The organism is Mycolicibacterium agri, assembly GCF_002553505.1.
In the GTDB taxonomy this organism is placed as follows: Bacteria; Actinomycetota; Actinomycetes; order Mycobacteriales; family Mycobacteriaceae; genus Mycobacterium; species Mycobacterium agri.
The window spans coordinates 137,247-156,347 of sequence record NZ_PDCP01000002.1 but is presented as its reverse complement, the minus strand read 5'-3'; the positions used below and the strand labels follow the sequence as shown (position 1 = coordinate 156,347).

At 68.2% G+C, this 19,101-nt stretch carries 20 protein-coding genes; 8 read left to right on the top strand and 12 right to left on the bottom strand.

Annotated elements, in window-relative coordinates; genetic code table 11:
• Positions 1-7 precede the first annotated feature (7 nt).
• Positions 8-907 (bottom strand): N-acetylglutamate synthase, CG3035 family, encoded by a 900-nt coding sequence (locus CQY20_RS01945; RefSeq protein WP_371871107.1) that lies wholly within the window; start codon positions 905-907, stop codon positions 8-10.
• A gap of 4 nt (positions 908-911) precedes the next feature.
• Positions 912-1,505, bottom strand: a complete 594-nt coding sequence (locus tag CQY20_RS01940; RefSeq protein WP_097937957.1) for a peptide deformylase — start codon at positions 1,503-1,505, stop codon at positions 912-914.
• 137 nt (positions 1,506-1,642) lie between these two features.
• On the opposite strand from CQY20_RS01940, the gene CQY20_RS01935 reads away from it, so the two are divergent.
• Genes CQY20_RS01935 through CQY20_RS01915 form a run of 5 tightly spaced genes read left to right on the top strand, consistent with a single transcriptional unit; the run spans position 1,643 to position 4,943 of the window.
• Positions 1,643-1,963: a nucleoid-associated protein NapA gene (locus CQY20_RS01935; protein ID WP_097937956.1), complete on the top strand. Its 321-nt coding sequence runs from the start codon at positions 1,643-1,645 to the stop codon at positions 1,961-1,963.
• A gap of 42 nt (positions 1,964-2,005) precedes the next feature.
• Positions 2,006-2,476, top strand: a complete 471-nt coding sequence (locus CQY20_RS01930) for a LytR C-terminal domain-containing protein (protein ID WP_097937955.1) — start codon at positions 2,006-2,008, stop codon at positions 2,474-2,476.
• A 10-nt stretch (positions 2,477-2,486) separates the two neighbouring features.
• The gene (gene sodC / locus CQY20_RS01925) at positions 2,487-3,194 is read left to right on the top strand and encodes a superoxide dismutase[Cu-Zn] (protein ID WP_097937954.1); all 708 of its coding nucleotides are present in this window, start codon (positions 2,487-2,489) and stop codon (positions 3,192-3,194) included.
• Positions 3,175-4,305, top strand: a complete 1,131-nt coding sequence (locus CQY20_RS01920) for a glutamate--cysteine ligase (protein WP_097937953.1) — start codon at positions 3,175-3,177, stop codon at positions 4,303-4,305. Before sodC ends, CQY20_RS01920 begins: the two co-directional genes overlap by 20 nt.
• A gap of 2 nt (positions 4,306-4,307) precedes the next feature.
• Positions 4,308-4,943, top strand: a complete 636-nt coding sequence (locus tag CQY20_RS01915) for an LON peptidase substrate-binding domain-containing protein (RefSeq protein ID WP_097937952.1) — start codon at positions 4,308-4,310, stop codon at positions 4,941-4,943.
• On the opposite strand, the gene CQY20_RS01910 is transcribed toward CQY20_RS01915, so the two are convergent.
• The 7 genes from CQY20_RS01910 to CQY20_RS01880 are packed head-to-tail and all read right to left on the bottom strand — an operon-like array spanning position 4,925 to position 11,973.
• Positions 4,925-5,833 (bottom strand): SAM-dependent methyltransferase, encoded by a 909-nt coding sequence (locus CQY20_RS01910; protein ID WP_097937951.1) that lies wholly within the window; start codon positions 5,831-5,833, stop codon positions 4,925-4,927. The two genes, CQY20_RS01915 and CQY20_RS01910, sit on opposite strands and share 19 nt — an antisense overlap.
• Positions 5,820-6,173 carry a monovalent cation/H(+) antiporter subunit G gene (mnhG, locus tag CQY20_RS01905; RefSeq protein WP_097937950.1) on the bottom strand — a complete coding sequence of 118 codons (354 nt, stop codon included), beginning with the start codon at positions 6,171-6,173 and terminating at the stop codon, positions 5,820-5,822. Before mnhG ends, CQY20_RS01910 begins: the two co-directional genes overlap by 14 nt.
• Positions 6,170-6,496: a monovalent cation/H+ antiporter complex subunit F gene (locus CQY20_RS01900; RefSeq protein ID WP_097937949.1), complete on the bottom strand. Its 327-nt coding sequence runs from the start codon at positions 6,494-6,496 to the stop codon at positions 6,170-6,172. The genes mnhG and CQY20_RS01900 overlap by 4 nt, the downstream gene beginning before the upstream one ends.
• Positions 6,493-7,032, bottom strand: a complete 540-nt coding sequence (locus tag CQY20_RS01895) for a Na+/H+ antiporter subunit E (RefSeq protein WP_097937948.1) — start codon at positions 7,030-7,032, stop codon at positions 6,493-6,495. The genes CQY20_RS01900 and CQY20_RS01895 overlap by 4 nt, the downstream gene beginning before the upstream one ends.
• Complete coding sequence (locus CQY20_RS01890) at positions 7,029-8,627, bottom strand: Na+/H+ antiporter subunit D (RefSeq protein WP_097937947.1); 1,599 nt, start codon at positions 8,625-8,627, stop codon at positions 7,029-7,031. The genes CQY20_RS01895 and CQY20_RS01890 overlap by 4 nt, the downstream gene beginning before the upstream one ends.
• On the bottom strand, positions 8,624-9,094 hold the full coding sequence (locus tag CQY20_RS01885) for a Na(+)/H(+) antiporter subunit C (protein ID WP_097937946.1): 471 nt from the start codon (positions 9,092-9,094) through the stop codon (positions 8,624-8,626). Before CQY20_RS01885 ends, CQY20_RS01890 begins: the two co-directional genes overlap by 4 nt.
• On the bottom strand, positions 9,091-11,973 hold the full coding sequence (locus CQY20_RS01880) for a Na+/H+ antiporter subunit A (RefSeq protein WP_097937945.1): 2,883 nt from the start codon (positions 11,971-11,973) through the stop codon (positions 9,091-9,093). The genes CQY20_RS01885 and CQY20_RS01880 overlap by 4 nt, the downstream gene beginning before the upstream one ends.
• Before the next feature lie 99 nt (positions 11,974-12,072).
• On the opposite strand from CQY20_RS01880, the gene CQY20_RS01875 reads away from it, so the two are divergent.
• Entirely contained in the window at positions 12,073-13,491 is a 1,419-nt protein-coding gene (locus tag CQY20_RS01875; RefSeq protein WP_097937944.1) for an FAD-dependent monooxygenase, read from the top strand.
• A 4-nt stretch (positions 13,492-13,495) separates the two neighbouring features.
• Here the strand turns inward: CQY20_RS01875 and CQY20_RS01870 are convergent, their stop codons facing one another.
• The 3 genes from CQY20_RS01870 to CQY20_RS01860 are packed head-to-tail and all read right to left on the bottom strand — an operon-like array spanning position 13,496 to position 17,400.
• A complete protein-coding gene (locus CQY20_RS01870; RefSeq protein ID WP_234816059.1) occupies positions 13,496-15,574 on the bottom strand; it encodes an acyltransferase family protein in 2,079 nt (692 codons plus the stop codon).
• Positions 15,575-15,607: 33 nt separating this feature from the next.
• Complete coding sequence (locus tag CQY20_RS01865; RefSeq protein ID WP_097937943.1) at positions 15,608-16,894, bottom strand: ArsB/NhaD family transporter; 1,287 nt, start codon at positions 16,892-16,894, stop codon at positions 15,608-15,610.
• Between the two features lie 11 nt (positions 16,895-16,905).
• Entirely contained in the window at positions 16,906-17,400 is a 495-nt protein-coding gene (locus CQY20_RS01860) for a CBS domain-containing protein (RefSeq protein WP_234816058.1), read from the bottom strand.
• A gap of 185 nt (positions 17,401-17,585) precedes the next feature.
• Between CQY20_RS01860 and CQY20_RS01855 the strand changes: the two genes are divergently transcribed.
• A complete protein-coding gene (locus tag CQY20_RS01855; protein ID WP_097937942.1) occupies positions 17,586-18,440 on the top strand; it encodes a sensor histidine kinase in 855 nt (284 codons plus the stop codon).
• Positions 18,440-19,096, top strand: a complete 657-nt coding sequence (locus CQY20_RS01850; protein ID WP_097937941.1) for a response regulator — start codon at positions 18,440-18,442, stop codon at positions 19,094-19,096. The genes CQY20_RS01855 and CQY20_RS01850 overlap by 1 nt, the downstream gene beginning before the upstream one ends.
• Positions 19,097-19,101: the final 5 nt, after the last annotated feature.

Genomic DNA, 19,101 nt, shown 5'->3' with positions numbered 1-19,101 from the left:
CTACAGGCTACGGAGCCACGTCCACGGCGTTGTAGTACCGGGCCCGATGCTGTGCCGTGAACCCCAACTGCTCATACAGCCCGATGGCGGCCGCGTTGTCGGCCAGCACCTGCACATAGCAGTGCTGGGCGCCCTGCGCGCTGGCCCAGCTCATCAGCGCGGCGCAGAGTTCGCGGGCATGCCCGCGGCGCCGGTGCGCGTCGACCACCCGCACCGCCGACATCCCCGCCCAGCGCGATCCGTCCGGCGCTGCGGTGACCGCCGCCCGGCCGACGGCGGCGTCGTCCCTGGTGGCGAACGTCACGACCCCGTCGACGACGGCGGTCAACACGTCGGTGGAGACGTCGCGCTCGTAGAGCCGCAGCCATTTCGCGTCGGGTTCCGGCGCCAGCGTCACCGCCGGATCGGGTCGGCCAGCGGGCAGGTCGCGAACCATGATGATGGTCTCCAGATGCGCCGGCACCGCCGCGGGCAGCGACAGCAGCCGGTCGGGCACCGCCAGCCACGGGGTCTGGCCGCGCTGCGCGTACCAGTCCACGATCGCCGGCACCGTCGCCACTGTGGCCTCGACCCCGAGGGGCACTGCCGAATTCGCGCGATGGGACTGCCCGCCCGAACTGCGCAGCAGCCAGCCGTTCAGCCACTGCCGCTCAGTGCCGGGCCACGCCAATGCGGCGGCGTGCTCCATCGCGCGGATCTGTGATGCGCGCACCGGCGCCGCCGTCAACGCCCGCACCGCGACGACGTCTTCGGCCGCGATCTCGACAACATCGCCGGACTTCGACCGAACCCGCAGTCGCGCACCGGTTTCCAGCAGATGACCGACGACGTCGGTCAGCGGTGGCACCGAACCCTCGGGGCGTCGGTAGCGCAGGCTGACCCGGGTGCCCACCGGCGGGAGAGCGATCACGCTAGTGGCCGAACGGGTCTGGATCCCTGCCCGGCATCCAGGACAGCCCCGGAACGCCCCAACCGTGCGCCTTCACCGCGCGCTTCGCGCTGCGCGCGTACCTGCCCACGAGCCGGTCCAGGTACAGATAGCCGTCGAGGTGCCCGGTTTCGTGCTGCAACATCCGCGCGAACAGTCCGGTGCCTTCCAGCGTGATGGGATTGCCTTCGGCGTCGAGACCGGTGACCCGCGCCCAGTCGGCGCGCCCGGTCGGGAACGATTCGCCGGGCACCGACAGGCAGCCCTCGTCGTCGTTCTCCGGATCGGGCATCGTCTCGGGCACCTCGGAGGTCTCCAGCACCGGGTTTACGACGACACCGCGGTGGCGTGTGGTGCTGCCCTTGTCCTCGGCGCAGTCGTATACGAACACCCGCATCGACACCCCGATCTGGTTGGCCGCCAAGCCCACACCGTGTGCGGCGTCCATGGTGTCGTAGAGATCGGTGATCAAGTCGGCGATCTCGGGCGGCAGCGAACCATCGTCGGCGACCGGGACCGGAGTGGTCGGTGTGTGTAGGACTGGATCGCCGACAATGCGGATTGCAACAACAGCCACGATTGGCAAGCTTAAGTGAGCCGACTCGCCCGGTTGGCTGACGGCCCAACAAGCGAAGCCGTGGTTGAATATTCGCCGTATCGCTATCGAGAGCCAATAGCCAAGCAATAGCTGATGTGGAAACGGGCCAGGGAGTAATGGGGAGCAACACAGACGGCGCCATGGCGCGGACTGAGCAATCCGGGGGCGACTCTGAGCTCACTGATGGGCTGACCCGACGCGAACACGACATCCTGGCGTTCGAGCGGCAGTGGTGGAAATACGCGGGTTCGAAGGAAGACGCCATCAAGGAACTGTTCTCGATGTCGGCGACGCGCTACTACCAGGTGCTCAACGCGCTCGTCGACCGGCCGGAGGCGCTGGCCGCCGACCCGATGCTGGTCAAGCGGCTGCGGCGGATGCGCGCCAGCAGGCAGAAGGCGCGCGCGGCGCGTCGCCTCGGCTTCGAGGTGACCTGAGGTCTTCGCTGATCCGCGTGGCGCGTCGATAGAGTGGGCCCGATGAGCGAGCGCCCTTCCGATTCTTCCGGGCTGCCCCTGCGCGCCATGGTGATGGTGTTGCTGTTTTTGGGCGTGGTCTTCCTGCTGGTCGGGTTCCAGGCCATGGGGTCGGGAGACGACTCCGGGGCCGACGAATCCCCGGTGGCCACCGTGACGACGACCACGACCCCGACGACCTCGGCCAGCGCGCAGCCTGCCGCCAAGGCCGAGGTGCGCGTCTACAACATCTCCGAGGTCGCCGGCGCGGCCGAGAACGTGGCTAACCAGCTGCGGGAGGCCGGCTGGAACGTCACCGACACCGGAAACCTGACGTTGGAGGGCGTGACCGCCACCACCGTGTACTACGGGGAGGAGCCCGGCGAGCGGGAGTCCGCCGACGAGGTGGGCCAGTTGCTGCAGGCCCCGGTCGAACCCAGAACTCCGGAGCTTGCCGACCAACCACCAGGCGTGATCGTGGCGGTCACGGGATAGGCTCTCAGGCATGTTCAGGACCGCCTCAGTCGCTGCTGTCGTTGCCCTTCCCGCATTCGCCCTGAGCGCATGCAGTCCGTACGAACCCGTTTCGTCGGAGCCCGGGACCACGCCGTCGGTGTGGACGGGTTCGCCCGCCCCCTCGACACCCGGCGAGGAAGGGGGCCACGGCGGTGCCGAGGCCCAGGCGCAGGCGCAGGGCGAGCGGCTGACCGCCGAACTCAAGAACGCAGACGGCAGCACGGTCGCCACCGCGGACTTCCAGTTCAGCGGCGGCTACGTCACCATCACCGTGAAGACCACCGAGCCGGGCCAGCTGACGCCCGGCTTCCACGGCATGCACATCCACCAGGTCGGCAAATGCGAACCCAACTCGGTCGCGCCGACCGGCGGGGAGCCGGGCGATTTCAACTCCGCGGGCGGACACTTCCAGGTGCCCGGCCACAGCGGTCACCCGGCCAGCGGCGACCTGACGTCGTTGCAGGTGCGCGAGGACGGCACCGCCGAGTTGGTGACGACGACCGACGCCTTCACCGCCGACGACCTGATGGCGGGCGCCAAGACGGCCATCATCATCCACGAGAAGGCCGACAACTTCGCCAACATCCCGCCGGAGCGCTACCAGCAGATCAACGGCGCTCCGCCGCCAGACCAGACCACGCTGGCTACCGGCGACGCCGGGAAGCGGGTCGCGTGCGGTGTCATCGGCACCGGATAGCCGCCGAATCGACTTCGCCGGGTCGCCCCGGCCGACCGTTGGCGTCGAGTGGGAGTTCGCCCTCGTCGACGCCGAAACCCGTGACCTGAGCAACGAGGCGGCCGCGGTGATCGCCGAGATCGGCGAGAACCCCCGCGTGCACAAGGAGCTGCTCCGCAACACCGTCGAGATCGTCACCGGCATCTGCGACAACACCGCTGAGGCGATGGACGATCTGCGATCCACGCTGGTGCCCGCCCGGCGCATCGTGCGCGATCGCGGCATGGAGCTGTTCTGTGCGGGCACCCACCCGTTTGCGAAGTGGTCAGCGCAGAAGCTGACCGACGCGCCACGGTATGCCGAATTGATCAAGCGCACGCAGTGGTGGGGTCGGCAGATGCTGATCTGGGGTGTGCACGTGCACGTGGGAATCTCCTCGGCGCACAAGGTCATGCCGATCGTGACGTCGCTGCTCAATCACTATCCGCACCTGCTGGCGCTGTCATCGTCGTCGCCGTATTGGGACGGCGAGGACACCGGGTATGCGAGCAACCGGGCCATGATGTTTCAGCAGCTGCCGACGGCCGGTCTGCCCTTCCACTTCCAGACCTGGGCGCAGTGGGAGGGTTTCGTCCACGACCAGAAGAAGACCGGGATCATCGACCATATGAACGAGATCCGTTGGGACATCCGGCCTTCCCCGCATCTGGGCACCGTCGAGGTCCGGGTGTTCGACGGAGTGTCCAACCTTCGCGAGCTGAGCGCGCTCACCGCATTGACGCACTGTTTGGTGGTGGATTTGGACCGGCGCCTGGACGCAGGCGAGCAGCTGCCCGCCATGCCGCCGTGGCATGTGCAGGAAAACAAGTGGCGCGCGGCACGATACGGCCTCGACGCGGTGATCATCCTGGACGCCGACAGCAACGAGCGGCTGGTCACCGAAGACCTCGACGAACTGCTGAACCGACTGGAACCGGTGGCCAAGTCGCTGCACTGCTCCGACGAACTGGCCAAGGTCGCCGGTATCTATCAGATCGGCGCGTCCTACCAGCGGCAGCGACGCGTCGCCGAAGAACACGACGGAGACCTGCGCGCGGTCGTCGACGCGCTGGTCGCAGAATTGGACATCTAGCCGTGCCGATCAGCCCGATGTTCCCGCTCGAGCAGGCCATGCTGCCCGGTGAAGAGCTGCCGCTGCGGATCTTCGAACCGCGCTACACCGCACTGGTTTCCGACTGCCTGGCCACCGACGATCCCTCGTTCGGTGTCGTACTGATCGAGGCCGGGCGCGAGGTGGGCGGCGGCGACACCCGCAGCGACGTCGGGGCCATGGCCCACATCACCGATGTCGCCGACTTCGGCGACGGCCGCTATCGGTTGAAATGCGTGATGGCCGAACGGATCCGGGTGATCGAATGGCATCCCGACAATCCGTACCCGCAGGCCGCCATCGAAGTGTGGCCCGACGAACCCGGCGAGCCGGTCAGCGTCGACGCGATCCGCGACATCGAGGACCGCATGGCCGCCCTGTTCGAGCGGATCGCGCGGGCCCGCGGCGCCGACATCGCCGGACGCGACATCCTGGCCGGCGCCGACGACGCACCCGATGCGGCGATGTGGCTGTACGGCTTGGCGGCTCGGCTGCCGATGGGGCAGGCCGACCGGTACGCGGTGCTGGCGGCGCCGACCGTGGCCGCGCGGCTGGCCGCGCTCAACGAGGCGCTGGAGACCGTCAGTGCGATGGTCGAGTTTCAGCTGTCCGGTGAGTGAGCGGTCAGCGTGGCCTCCAGATAGACCACCCGCGGCGTGTGATCCTCGTCGGCTTCGCGGTTGTACCGCTTCATCAATTCGCCGGCCCCGACCCCCGAAACTTGCCAGCCGCGGTCGGTGAACCATTCGGACAGGTCGGTGCGTTCCTCGACGTACCACAGGTCCATGACGTCGGGTGCGTCGTCGTTCGTCGCGCCCGCTTCCTCACGCAGCCGGCGCATCTCCTCGCGGTGGCGGGCGAAAAGCTCCTCGTCGAAGAATCCCTCGCCGAACGTCTCCACCGCCACGCGACTGCCGGTGGCGCTGAGGTTCGCGATGCGTTCGAAGAGCAGGTCCTGCGCGTCGGCGGGCAGATACGGCAGCAACCCCTCGGCCGCCCACGCTGTCGGCTCGCTTGGGTCAAAACCGGCCTGCTGCAACGCCTTCGGCCAATCCTGCCGCAGGTCGACCGGCACGGCCACATAGTTGGTGGCCGGCTTGATGTCGTTGGCGCGAAGCGTTTCGGCCTTGAACTCCAGCACTCCTGGCTGGTCGATCTCGTAGACGGTGGTGCCGCTGTTCCACGGCAGCCGCCACGGCCTGGCGTCCAACCCTGCGGCCAGCACCACCGCCTGGTCGATGCCGCCCGCTCCCGCGGCGATGAAGAACTCGTCGAACCATTTGGTCCGCGCGGCCGCATACCCCGATATCGAGCGGATCTGCTCGGCCATGTAGGGCGGCGGCGGCTGCCAACCGCGCACGACGGCCGCATCGACGAACATTTTCGCGAACGGGTCGGTGAACAACGGGCACTGCGACGACGCCTCTTGCGACCGTGCCCACGCCACGCCCAACGCGGTGGCACCGACACTTTCGGTGATGTCCCAGGAGTCGTCGTCAGTTCTGGCCATCGCTGCCGCCTTCGGCGTAGTCGGAGAGTTCGTCGGTGGTGAACACGTCGTGCAGGTCCTGCTGTTCGCGATATGCCAACTGTCCCACCCGATTCGCGACGACGGGAGCGGTGATGACGGCGAACATGCCGGTCAGGATCAGCATGCCGATGTCGACATGACCGCGCAGCCGGATCGCCGCGCCCGCCAGCACCAGCAGCAGGCCTAGCACCTGCGGCTTGGTGGCGGCATGCATGCGCGACAGCGTGTCGGGGAACCGGACCACGCCGATCGCGGCGGTGAACGCCAGCGCCGCACCCGAGAGCACCAGCACCGCGGTGAGGATGTCGAACACGATCACTGGCCGTCCCCCGTCACGCGTCGCTGCGGCCCGTCGCCGCCCTTCACCGTGGTGTCGGCCTTGGTGTCCACATCGGGCACCCGGAACCGTGCCACGCTCACCGAGCCGACGAAGCCGATCAGCGCCAGCGCGGTCAGGCTGTAGGTCACGGTGCTGTCCAGGCTGTAGGCCGCCCACGTGCCGATCCCGCACATCGCCACCGCCACCAGCGTGTCGAGCGCGACCAAGCGGTCCAATGTGCTTGGACCCGCAAGGATCCGGTACATCACGATCGCCGCGGATGCGGTCAACATGACCGCGGCGATGATCCACACGACGATCATCGCGCTTCCTCCTGTCCGGTGATGGCCGGCTTCCAGTCCGCATCCCGTTCGAACGCGGCGATGAGCAACCGCTCGATCTGCGCGACATGGTCGTAGAAGGCGGCGACGGCCTCGTCCGAGCCGACGTCGATCACGTGCACATAGATCAGGCGCCGCTCCTGGTCGATCTCCAGCACGATCGAGCCGGGAATCAGCGTGATGATGTTGACCGCCAACGCCAGCACCAGGTCGGACTTGATCGACACCCGGGCCCGCAGCACCGCGGTCAGCGGAGGTGGGCCCGGCCGGATCGCCAGCCACGCCATCTGCGCCGACGACAAAACGAGTTGGTAGGCGACCACGAGGATCAGCTTCACCAGCGACAACGGATGAACCCGGCCCTCGACCGGAACCACCGGAAGCGGGAGCAGCACCGTGATCAACACCGCGACCGCCAGCCCGCCGATGAAGTTGGCCGCAGAAGCGGTGCCCCACAACAACACCCACACCAGCATCAGCCAGCACAGCACCCACGCCCGCAGGAGATAGCGCCTCATGGCCCCGCCTCCGACAACACCGCCGAGATGTAGCGGTCGCGGTCCATCACCTCGGCGGCGGCGCGATCGGTGTAGGAGATGATCGGCCCGGCCGCCACCGTGAGCACCAGGCCGACGGCGATCAGCGCGCCCGTCGGCGCCAGCATGCCGACCGGCATCCGGCCGACGTCCTCGCGTTCCAGCACGGCGATGTCCCTGGTGTCATCCAGCAGCGCTGACGGTACGGCCGACGCGAGATCCTCGGGTGCGTCCGCGCGGGGCCGCCAAAACGCCAGCGTCCACACCCTCGACACCACATACAGCGTCAACAGGCTGGTCAGCACGCTTCCGCCGACCAGCGTCCACGCCAGCGCAGACCCGTCCTGCGCGCCGGCCTCCATCAGCGCGATCTTGCCGATGAAGCCGGAAAACGGCGGAATGCCACCAAGATTGAGTGCGGGCACCACGAAGATGAACGCCAGCAGCGGGCTGGCCGCGGCCAACCCGCCCAGCCGCAGCAGCGACGACGCCCCGGCCTGACGCTCGATCAGGCCGACCACGAGGAACAGCGTCGTCTGCACCAGAATGTGGTGGGCCACATAGTAGATCGCGCCCGACAGGCCGAGCTGGCTCGCCAGCGACACACCGAACACCATGTAGCCGATGTGGCTGACCAGCGTGAAGGACAGCAACCGCTTGATGTCGGTCTGTGCGATGGCGCCGAGTATCCCTACGAGCATCGTCAGCAGCGCGGCCACCATCAGCATCCGGTCAAGGCCGGCTGCGGGGAAGAGCAGGGTGTGCGCCCGGATGATCGCGTACACACCGACTTTGGTCAGCAAGCCGGCGAACACGGCGGTGACGGGGGCTGGCGCAGTGGGGTAGGACTCGGGCAGCCACATCGACAGCGGGAACACCGCCGCCTTCACCCCGAACGCCACCAGCAGCACCGCGAACAGCGCGCTGCGGGTGCCCGGTTCGACGGAGTTGAGCCGGATGGCGAGCTCGGCCATGTTCAACGTGCCGGTGGCCGCGTACACCAGCGCGATGCCGATCAAGAAGATCAGCGACGACACCATCGACACCATCACGTAATAGATGCCGACGCGGACGCGTTCGGTGCTCGCCCCGATGGTCAGCAACACGAAGCTGGCCGCCAGCAGCACCTCGAAGCAGACGTAGAGGTTGAACAGGTCGCCGGCCAGGAATGCGCCGCACACACCGGCCGACAGCACGAGATAGGTGGGCAAAAAGATCGACACCGGCTGGCGTTCGTCGCCGTCACGGATACCCTGCCCGATGGCGAAGAGCACCACGGCCAGCAGCACGATCGAGGACACCACCATCATCAGCGCCGACAGCCGGTCCACCACGAGCGTGATGCCGAGCGGGCCCATGCCGAGCATGCTTTCGCCCCAGCCGCCGACGTGCAGCGCCATCGTGCCCCGATGATCTGTCAGGTACAGCAGTGCCGCACACACCACCACCACCGCGCCCAACGCGCCGAGCGTGATCACCCGCTGTAGCCGCGGCTGGCGGCCGGCGAACATCGTGCCCGCCGCCCCCAGCATCGGGATCAGCACGGGCAGCGGGGTGAGCACCGCGGGCGCGTTCATCGCGACCCCTCCAACCCCGGCAGGGCGTCCAGCGCGTCGGGTTCGTCGGTGTCGCGCGAGAGATCCGGAACCGGGCGGCCCTCGTCGACGGCGGCGGCCTCCTCGGCGGTCATGTGCGCGACGCGCTCCGACTCGGGATCGTTCTCGACGTCCTCCTCGGTGGTCAACCGGTACGTCCGGTAGATCAGCGCCAGCACGAACGCCGCGATGCCCATGCTGATCACGATCGCGGTGAGGATCATCGCCTGCACCAACGGGTCCGCGGTCGCGGTCTGACCCGCACTGACCCTGCCGCGCACCGGCGGGTTGCCCGACGGGCCGCCGACGAACAGGATCAGCAGGTTGACGGCGTTGCCGATGAGCAAGAGCCCCAACAGCATTCGGGTCAGGTTGCGCTCCAGCAGCAGGTAGACGCCTGCGCTGACGAGGCCACCGATGAGCAGCAGCGGTACGAGGAAGGCCGTCATCGTGACGCCACCGCCGCAGCTCGCCGTTCGGAGAGGTCGACATCGACACGGGCGCCGAGGCTGCGCAGCACGTCGAGGACGAGGCCGACCACGATCAGGTACACGCCCAGGTCGAAGAACAGCGCGGTGACCAGTTTCACCGTGCCGAACACCGGCAGCTCGAATTCGAGCACCGCTGACGACAACACCGGCGCGCCCAACAACAGCGAGGCCACCGCGGTGCCCGCCGAAAGGCCCAGACCGACACCGAGAACCTTGCCCGCGTCCAACGGCAGTGCCTCCCCGAGTTCGTAACGCCCGCCTGCGAGATACCGCAGCACCAGCGCCAGCCCTGCGGTCAGGCCGCCGGCGAAGCCGCCGCCGGGTGTGTTGTGGCCGCCGAAGAAGAAGTAGGCCGACAGCACCATGATCAGCGGGAAGATCATCCGGGTCGCGACCTCCAACACCAGCGAGCGGTGCTTCGGGTCGCGCAACTCGCTGCCGCGCAACCACGTGATCTCACCGGCCGCCGGGCTGGTGGCGTACGCCCGGCTCGACGCGAAGTTGCGCGCAATCGCGTCGGCAACCCTGGGCGGAGCGCCGAAACGCCTGTGCCGGAACACCATTGATGCCACCCCGGTGGCGGCCACCAACAGCACCGAGATCTCGCCGAGGGTGTCCCAGGCGCGGATGTCGACCAGCAGCACGTTGACCGTGTTGGCGCCGTGGCCGTCGTAGTATGCGGCGTCGGGCAGCAGCGCCGCGATCGGAATTCCGGAGCGGGCGGCCAACGCGAACGCGGTCAGCGTGGACACGCTGGCGCCGACGGCCAGCGCCAGCGCCGCGCGCGGCAGCCGGTGCCTGCGCATGCCGTGCTGGCTGGACTCGGCAGGCAGCGTGCGCAGCACCAGCACGAAGATGACGAGCGTGACGGTCTCCACCAGGAACTGCGTCAACGCCAGGTCCGGCGCGCCGTGCAGCGCGAAGATGACGCCGCAGCCGTAGCCGGTCACGCCGACCAGCAGCACCGACGACAGCCGGTTCCGCATGGCGGCGGCGCCCACCGCGGCGGTCAGGATCAACACCCCGACGATCACCTGCAGCGGCGAACCCCACAGCGCGAACTCGGGCCGGTCGCGGGCGCCGAGCGCCAGCACGACCAGCGGAACCACCACGAGCGTCGACAAGATCACCGACTGGGTGGCAGGCATCGAACCGCGCTGCGTGGTGCCGGTGAGCCGGACCGAGGCCACGTCGGCGTAGCGGATCACCGCGTCGTAGACGCGGTCGGCGTTGCCGAGCGGCAGGTAGGCCACCCGCCAACGGCGCAGCCGCGCCCGGAAGAGGAACGCCGCGGTGCCCAGCCCGAGCACCAGGGCCGACAACAGCAGCGGCACCCCGATCCCGTGCCAGAGCGCCAGTTCGTAATCCGACCTGCCGGTTACCGTGTCGGCGTAGGTGTGCAGGCCCTTGTCAAGCGGTTCAGGCCACAGCCCGAAGACCAGGCCCGCCGCGGACAGGATGGCGGGCGCGACGAGGAAAGTGGCCGGCACGTGGTACATCTCGGCGACGCGCCTGCTCGGTTCCGGCCTGCCCTTGCGGGCGAACGCGCCCCACATGAAGCGCAGCGAATAGATCGTGGTGAACACCGAGCCGAGCACGACACCGGCCAGCACCAGCGGCCCGAACGGGCCCAAAGACGAACTCTTGTAGAGAGTTTCGAAATCGGCTTCCTTGGCGACGAAGCCAAGGAACGGCGGAAGCGCCGCCATGCTGGCCGTCGCGCCCGCGGCGATCACCATCAGCACCTTGTTGCGCTGCCCGAGCCAGGCCAGCCTGCGGATGTCGCGGGTGCCGGTGGCGTGGTCGATGATGCCGACGACCATGAACAGCGTCGCCTTGAACATCGCGTGCGCGCACAGCAGGGCCAACCCGGCGAGCATCAGGTCGCTGCCGCCCGCGCCGACCATCACCGCGATGAAGCCCAGCTGGCTGACCGTGCCGAACGCCAGGATCAACTTCAGGTCGTACTCGCGCACCGCGCGCCAGCCGGCGAGCAGCACGGTGAGCACCCCGAGCGTCAACACCATGGGCCGCCACGGCGGCGAATCGGCGAACCCCGGCGCCATCCGCGCGATCAGGTACACGCCGGCCTTGACCATCGCGGCCGCGTGCAGGTAGGCGCTGACCGGCGTCGGCGCGGCCATCGCGCCCGGCAACCAGAAATGCAGCGGAACGATCGCCGACTTCGCCAACGCCCCAACGAGCACCAACCCGACGGCGATCGACGCCGCCAGCCCCGACGGCGGTGCCGCCACCAGCTCACTCAACAGGTACGTGCCCGACAGCGTGCCCAGGATCACGATGCCGACCAACATCGCCAAACCGCCCGCGGTGGTCACCAGCAGCGCCTGCACGGCGGCCTTGCGGCTGGCCACCCGTTCGGCGTAGTGGCCGACCAGCAGGAAGCTCAGCACCGTGGTGATCTCCCAGAACACATAGAGCATCAGCATGTTGTCGCTGATGACCAGCCCGAACATCGCGCCTGCGAACGCGACCAGTTCGGCGGCGAAACTCGGCAGCCGGTTCTCCATGCGCCCGTCGTGGTGGTGGAAGTAGTTGACGCAGTAGAACAGCACCAGCGCGCCGATCCCGAGCACCAGCACGCTCATGATGGCGGCAAGGGCGTCGAACCGAAGCGCGATGTTCATCGACAGCTCCGGCAGCCACTCCACATTGACGGTGTGGGCGCCCGAGGATCCCGGCCAGTTCTGTGCCACCCAGACCAGTGAGACGAGCGGGACAAGGCTCAACGGGTAGAACGCCATCCGCCCCCACCGGTACACCAGCAAAGGAGCCAACGCGGTGGCAACCGCATGGGCAAGCAAAATGGCGAGCAAAAGGGCACTCCGATCGGAATGTGTTGGTCGGGGTGTCAGCCGGTGGCGCTTCGGCCGAACGTCAGTCTACGTGGGCGGATGCGGCTAGCATTCCGCCCCGTGGAGTCGTCCGACGTCGTGGTCGTCGGCGCGGGGCCAACCGGGCTGATGCTCGCTGGTGAACTTGCGCTCGGCGGCGTCGCGGTCCGACTGCTCGAAGAACGCTCCGACCTGCCCAACATCACCAGGGCATTTGCTGTGCACGCCCGCACCCTCGAGTTGCTCGACGCGCGCGGACTGGCCGACGATCTGCTGGCCCGCGGGACGGCCGTCTACCAGATCACACCGCCCGGCGGAGCGATGGTCGACCTGCGTCGGCTCCCGGGCCGGTTCGGGATGGTGCAGATCGTCCCGCAAAGCGGCACCGAGCAGGTGCTCGAGGCGCGGGTGGACGCCCACGGCGTGCCGGTGGTGCGCGGCGCGACGGTCGTGGGGCTGACCCAGGACGGCGACGGCGTGACGGTCGACTGCGCCGACGGCACCGCGGTCCGGGCGAAGTACGTGGTCGGATGCGACGGCGCCCACAGCACGGTGCGGCGGCTGGCCGGCATCGACTTTGTCGGCAAGCAGTACGAGACGCACATCCTGCTGGCCGACGTGCGGCTGACCCGTGCGCCGCAGGACACGCTCACCGGGGTGCCGAATGCGCGCGGCGTCGTGCTGATGATCCCGTTCGGCGATGGCTGGTTCCGCGCCATTGCCTGGGACCGGCTGTGCGAACAGGCGCCGCTGCGCGAGCCGGTCACGTTCGACGAGATCCGCGACTCGTTCCGACGCATCGCCCGCGACGACTACGGGATGACCGAAATGCGGTGGAGCTCACGGTTCCTCTCCGAACGCAAGCAGGCCGAGCACTACCGCGCCGGGCGGGTGTTCCTCGCGGGTGACGCCGCGCATGTGCACTCCCCGCTCGGCGGGCAGGGCATGAACACCGGCATCGGAGACGCGATGAACCTCGGTTGGAAGCTGTCGGCCGCGGTCGCGGGCACGGCGCCGGACTGGCTGTTGGACAGCTACGAGGCCGAGCGGCATCCGGTCGGCGCCGCGGTGCTGCGCATGACCGACGCCTTCAACCAGGTCGTTCTCGGGCGGTCGAGGGCGCAGCGGCTGGTGCGGGCCGCCGTGCTCGGAGCGATCACGCGGCTGCCGGTGACCAGGCGCGCGGTCGCCGGGCGGCTGAGCCAGATCGACATCGCCTATCCGCGCCCGTCTGGTCATGATCACCGCATGGTCGGCAGGCGCATGCCCGACGTCGACTGCGGTGGCACACGGCTGTATGAACTGCTGCGCGGCGGCCGGTTCGTGCTGGCGACGCGCGGCGACACTGACGTCGCGCCGCCCGGTGTGGTGTCAGCCGTGCACGCCGACGAGCGCCTGCCCGCCGCGGTGCTGGTGCGCCCCGACAGCTACGTCGCGTGGGCGCACGACCGGCCGGCGGCGCCGGATGTCGCGGCGGCGGTGGCGCGCTGGACGGGATGAGCCCTCACCAGAACCCGGTCGCCTCCGAGATCTGCCGACCCAACTCGTCGGCCAGGGTGCGCACGTACGTCTGCGTCAAGTGGTGCGCGTCGCGGTAGACCAACACATTGCCCTCGACGGCGCTGCAGGTGTCCATCCCGCATATCGCGTCGCTGAGGTCGAGCAGGTGAAGCAGCGGAAAGTCGTCGTCGTAGTCACGCGCCGGGTCGTAGTCGGAGAGCGCCTCGCGACGCGGCACCCCGCACGAGTCCGGGTCGCCGCCATCGGCCAGGCAGTCCACGGGCGAGACCAGCATGCCGTCGTGCAGCATCCACGGGGTGTCACGAATCCCGAGAACCGCAACGCCGTTGGCGCCCAGCTCTTCCCACACGTGGACATAGGAGTCGGGAACCATGTCGCCCGGCCCGTCGGTGCGCGGACGCGTGGTGTTGGTGAACACGAAGTCCGGACGCTCGGCGATGATCGTGTCCAGCGTCTTGTACACCCATTCGCGGCATTGCGGATAGGGATGCTCCGAGTCGGGGATGTTCGGATCGTCAAGCGTCAGAGCGCATCCCATCTTCAGGAAGGTGTCGACGCGGAATCCGTGGTTGCGGCCGAGGATGTCCAGCGCGCCGATCCAGTGTTCGGCATGCGAGCCGCCCGCCAGCGCGATGCTGCGCGACGCGTTGCGGTCACCGTAGCTGCACCTGACGATCTCGGTGCCGGGGAAGTCGGTGATGCAGCCGTCGACTGTCGGCGCAGGCAGGTCGTCGGGTGCCTCGAAAACCGTCGGCCGCATCGGTAGTTTGGCTACCTTGGTGTGGCCCAAGAGCGCTTGGGCGCCGGGATAGTCGCGCGTGGACAGCTGCGCGAGTTCCGAACCGCTCGCGCGGACCACCGCAACGTGCTGGCGCCACAACAACGAAGTCAGGGTCAGCGCCACCGCGAGCAGAATCACGCAGGTGCCGAGCAGCACGATGCGACGTCGCCGCCTGACCGGTTGAGCCGCCTCGGCTTCAGCCTCGGGTTTCGGCGATCCGCGCCGCAGCGGATCCTCCACCAGTCGCAGCGTCAGATACGCCAGCACGCCCGACACGGCCATCACCGCCGCGCCGTCGGCGATGCCGACACCGTCCTTGCCGCTGTAGGCCAGCCAGAAGATCAGCAGCGGCCAGTGCCACAGGTAGAGCGCGTACGCCATCGCCCCCACCGTCACCAGCACGGGCGCGCCCAGAATCCGGTTGGGCCATGCGCCAGTGGAATTCGCGCCGCTGTCGCTGAGGATCACCAATATGGTCGCGCCGACGGGCAGCAGCGCCCACGGGCCGGGGAACTGTGCGGCCCCGTCGAGCACGATGCCGCAGGCGAGGATGCCGGCCAAACCGAGCACGGCGGCCACCGCCCGCCACCGTCCCGACACGAGCGTGGCAGGCAGGGCGGCGGCGAGCATGCCGACCAACAACTCCCAGGCCCGCGCGAAGCTGTCGTAGTAGGCGGTCGACTGAGACATGTTGTGCGCGATCACCGCATAGGTGAACGAGGCGACCGTGCCGAGCGCGATCACCGAGATCAGCACCGCGCGCCTGCGGCGTCCGGCGAACAGCGCGATGAGCCAGGCGACGAGCAGGATCGCGAGGAAGAACTGCCCCTGCACCGACATCGACCAGATGTGCTGCAACGGGCTGACGGTCTCGCCCGCGCGGAGGTAGTCGTTCACGGTCGAGGCGAGATACCAGTTCTGGTAGTAGCCGAGGCTGGCCAGGCCCTGGTTGGCGAACTCTTCCCAGCGGGTCTGGGGCTGGACGTAGACGGTGAGCGCGGCGCACGCGGCGAGCACCACCACCAGCGCGGGTAGCAGCCGGCGCAGCAGCCTGCTGATCTCGGTGTGCAATGCGGGCCGCTGCCCGTCGGCCGCCATGCGCAGCAGGCGGCTGCCGAAGAAGTACCCCGAGAGCACCAGGAACACGTCCACGCCGCCCGAGACCCGTCCAAACCACACGTGGTAGACGACGACTAGCGCGATCGCCAGCCCGCGCAGACCGTTCAGGTCATCGCGGATGCGGCGGGCCGGTGGCGCGTCGACGACGGGTAAGACTTGCACGGGACATCACTATGGCATGTATAGGGCGCGCGCTCAGAAGTAGCGCAGCCAGACGTATACCCACGCGAGCGCGGTTGTTAGCAGCGTCACCACAATCCCGTACCGGGTGAACCGCCAGAAGCTGATCGCATGCCCCGCGCGGGCGGCGATGCCGATCGCGACGACGTTTGCGCTGGCCGCAATGGCCGTGCCGTTGCCGCTGAAGCAGGCGCCGAGCGCGAAGGCCCACCACAGGGCCCGGCCGGTCTCGACGTCGGGAGCATTCGCCACCATGCCTTCCACCACGGGCGTCATCGTCGCGGTGTAGGGGATGTTGTCGACGAAGGCGCCGACGACCGCCGAGCCGAACAGCAGCGCCGTGGCCGCGCCCAGGAAGTTGTCGCCGAACGCCGACTCGGCGACGTCGCCGAGCGCGCCGATGACCCCGGTGTGCACCAGTCCGGCGACCATCACGAACAGGCCCATGAAGAACACCAGCGTCGGCCACTCCACTTCCGGGATGATTTCGTTGATGTCGACGTCGGTGACCAACACCATGGCGCCGGCCCCGAGCAGCGCGACGATCGACGGGGCGACGTGCAGCACGGAGTGCAACGCGAACCCGGCGATGACGACGGCCAGCACCGCGAGGCAGCGCACGAGCAGCCGGCTGTCTCTGATGGCCCGCTTCTCTTGCAGCGCCATCACCTCGTCGGCGTGTACTCCGTTGTCGCGCAGGTCGTGGCGGAACAGAAAACGGGTCAGCACGACGAACAACGCGAAGATGACGGCGACGATCGGCGCCATGTGGATGAGGAAGTCGTTGAACGTCAAGCCCGCTCGGCTGCCGATGATGATGTTCGGGGGATCGCCGATCAGCGTGGCCGCGCCGCCGATGTTGGATGCCAGCACCTCGGCGATCAGGTAGGGCTGCGGGGGAATTCGTAACCGGTCGCAGATCACCAGCGTCACGGGGGCGATCAGCAGGATGATGGTGACGTTGTCGAGCACCGGCGAGGCGATCGCCGTGATCAGCATCAGCATCACCATGAGCCGGAACGGTTTTCCGCGTGATCGCTTGGCCGCCCAGATGGCCAGGTAGTCGAACAGGCCGGTCTGCCTGATGATGCCGACGATCACCATCATCCCGAGCAGCAGGAAGATGACGTTCCAGTCGATGCCTTCGTGTTCGGAGTAGAAGACGTTGACGCCGGGGGTCAGCCCGAGCAGCGTCATCAGGCCGGCGGCGAGGAGAACGGTTTTGACCTTGTCGGCCCGCTCAGTCGCGATGAACCAGAAGGCTCCGACGAAGATCCCCAGTGCGAGCAGGGGGGCCAGCACGGGACCGAGGATCAGTCGTTGGGGCCGGCGACCGCCAGGCTCGTCAGCAATCGCTCGAGCGTGACCGCGCCGATGAGTCGCCCGTCGCGGTCGACGACCGCGATCAGCGGGCTGCGCTTGTTCGCCATCACGGTGGCGACCTCGAGCAGGGTGGCGTCAGGCGCGACAGTCGTCGGCTTGGCCACGGGCGTGGGCAGGCAATCACCGACGGTCAGCTTGCCGGGGCCGTGCCAGAACAGGTCGGCGTGTATCTCGTCGACCGTGCGCACGAGGGCCGGGTCGTCGCGGTACGACTCCGGAATGGTCAGGCGGAGCACTTGAGTACCGGGCAGTACCGCGATCGGCCGGTCGTCGTCGTCGACGACCACCAGCCCCGGCAGGCGGTTGACGACCATCAGCTGCACGGCCTTGGAGACCGGATCGTCCATCCGGACCGTCGGCGGCGTGACGGCAATCTCGTGAGCTTGCATGATTTCGTTCCCGGCGGTGTCTGCGGTGATTGACATGGTCCTCGTCTCCGATCAGGTCGTCGACCCGGCGCTCCAGCAACAGCGGGCGATCAGCGGGCCGATCAGCGGGTGGGTTCCAGTTTGTGCAGGTCGGGCGTCGTTGACCATCGGGGCTGACCCCCATATCGGGTGGGGAACAGGCCGTATGGACAAATAGATGTCAGGCAATCACGCTGATGGGTATGAATCGGGCGCGAAGCCGCGCGACCGCCCTGTTCCGGCGCGTCGTGATGATCAACGGCCTGATCTTCACGCTCGGCACGCTGATCCTGGCGCTGTCGCCTGCGACGGTGTCTGCGCGGGTCAAGCTCACCGAGATCCCGGTGCTCATCGTCGGCCTGGCCGTGATGTTGACCGCCAATGCGCTGCTGCTGCGGCGCAGCCTGGCGCCGATGCTCAAGTCGGAACGTTCGACGGCCAGCGCGACGGCGTTGGCGGCCCAGGAGAACGAGCGTCAGCGTATCGCCAGGGAGTTGCACGACGAGATCGGCCAGACGCTGACGGTGGCGTTGCTGGTGCTCAAACGCGCGGTGGACCGGGCGCCCGTGGAGATCCGCAACGAGCTGGCCGAGACGCAGGAAGCCGTGCGCTCGGGCCTCGACGAGGTGCGCAGCATCGCGCGTCGTCTGCGCCCCGACGCGCTCGAGGACCTCGGGCTGAACAGCGCCCTGGCCGCATTGTGCAGCGAGTTCACTCAGGCCGCGGGCATCACCGTCGTCAAACACATTGCCTCGCAAGTGGATCGGCTGCCCCCCGACATCGAGCTGGTGTGTTACCGGGTGGCGCAGGAAAGCTTGACCAACGTCGCGCGGCATGCCGACGCCGACAAGGTCTGGCTGGACCTGCACACCACCCCCCACCGGCTGACGCTGCGCATCGCCGACGACGGCAAGGGCGGTGTTACGCGTGAGGGGGCCGGGATCAACGGGATGCGTGAACGCGCGTTGCTGGTCAATGCCGACCTCACGATCACGTCGCCGAGAGGCGAGGGCACCGAGGTGCGGCTCTACATTCCGCTCAGTGGACAGGTGGATTGATGCTCGCTCAGGCCGCTCGAATACTGCTCGCCGATGACCATGCGCTGGTGCGCAGCGGGTTGCGCATGATTCTGGACGCCGAACCCGATCTGCAGGTGGTCGCCGAGGCCGCCGACGGGCACGAGGCGATCAAGGCGCTCGACGGTACCCCCGTCGACCTGGCCATTCTCGACATCGCGATGCCGCGGATGACCGGTCTGCAGGCCGCGCGCGAGATCAACCGCACCCACCCGACCGTGCGCATCCTGATCCTGTCGATGTACGACAACGAGCAGTACTTCTTCGAGTCGCTCAAGGCGGGCGCGTCGGGATACGTGCTGAAGTCGGTGGCCGACCGCGACCTGCTCGAGGCGTGCCGGGCCACGCTGCGCGGCGAGCCGTTCCTCTACGCGGGCGCGGTGACGGCGCTGATCCGCGACTATCTGAACCGGGCGCGTCAGGGCGACGACCTCCCCGACAACATCCTCACGCCACGGGAGGAGGAGGTGCTCAAGCTCGTGGCGGAGGGCTACTCGTCGCGCGAGATCGCCAACACGCTTGGCATCAGCGCCAAGACCGTCGATCGCCACCGCACGAATACGCTGGCCAAGCTGGGCCTGCGGGACCGGCTGGCGTTGACGCGCTACGCGATCCGGGCAGGGCTGATCGAGCCTTGACCGGC

Coding starts and splice junctions, on each gene's coding strand:
- CQY20_RS01935 (WP_097937956.1), top strand. CDS start 1,643: ATGGGGAGCAACACAGACGGCGCCATGGCGCGGACTGAGCAATCCGGG.
- CQY20_RS01930 (WP_097937955.1), top strand. CDS start 2,006: ATGAGCGAGCGCCCTTCCGATTCTTCCGGGCTGCCCCTGCGCGCCATG.
- sodC (WP_097937954.1), top strand. CDS start 2,487: ATGTTCAGGACCGCCTCAGTCGCTGCTGTCGTTGCCCTTCCCGCATTC.
- CQY20_RS01910 (WP_097937951.1), bottom strand. CDS start 5,833: ATGGCCAGAACTGACGACGACTCCTGGGACATCACCGAAAGTGTCGGT.
- CQY20_RS01900 (WP_097937949.1), bottom strand. CDS start 6,496: ATGATCGTCGTGTGGATCATCGCCGCGGTCATGTTGACCGCATCCGCG.
- CQY20_RS01895 (WP_097937948.1), bottom strand. CDS start 7,032: ATGAGGCGCTATCTCCTGCGGGCGTGGGTGCTGTGCTGGCTGATGCTG.
- CQY20_RS01890 (WP_097937947.1), bottom strand. CDS start 8,627: ATGAACGCGCCCGCGGTGCTCACCCCGCTGCCCGTGCTGATCCCGATG.
- CQY20_RS01885 (WP_097937946.1), bottom strand. CDS start 9,094: ATGACGGCCTTCCTCGTACCGCTGCTGCTCATCGGTGGCCTCGTCAGC.
- CQY20_RS01860 (WP_234816058.1), bottom strand. CDS start 17,400: ATGTCAATCACCGCAGACACCGCCGGGAACGAAATCATGCAAGCTCAC.
- CQY20_RS01855 (WP_097937942.1), top strand. CDS start 17,586: ATGAATCGGGCGCGAAGCCGCGCGACCGCCCTGTTCCGGCGCGTCGTG.
- CQY20_RS01850 (WP_097937941.1), top strand. CDS start 18,440: ATGCTCGCTCAGGCCGCTCGAATACTGCTCGCCGATGACCATGCGCTG.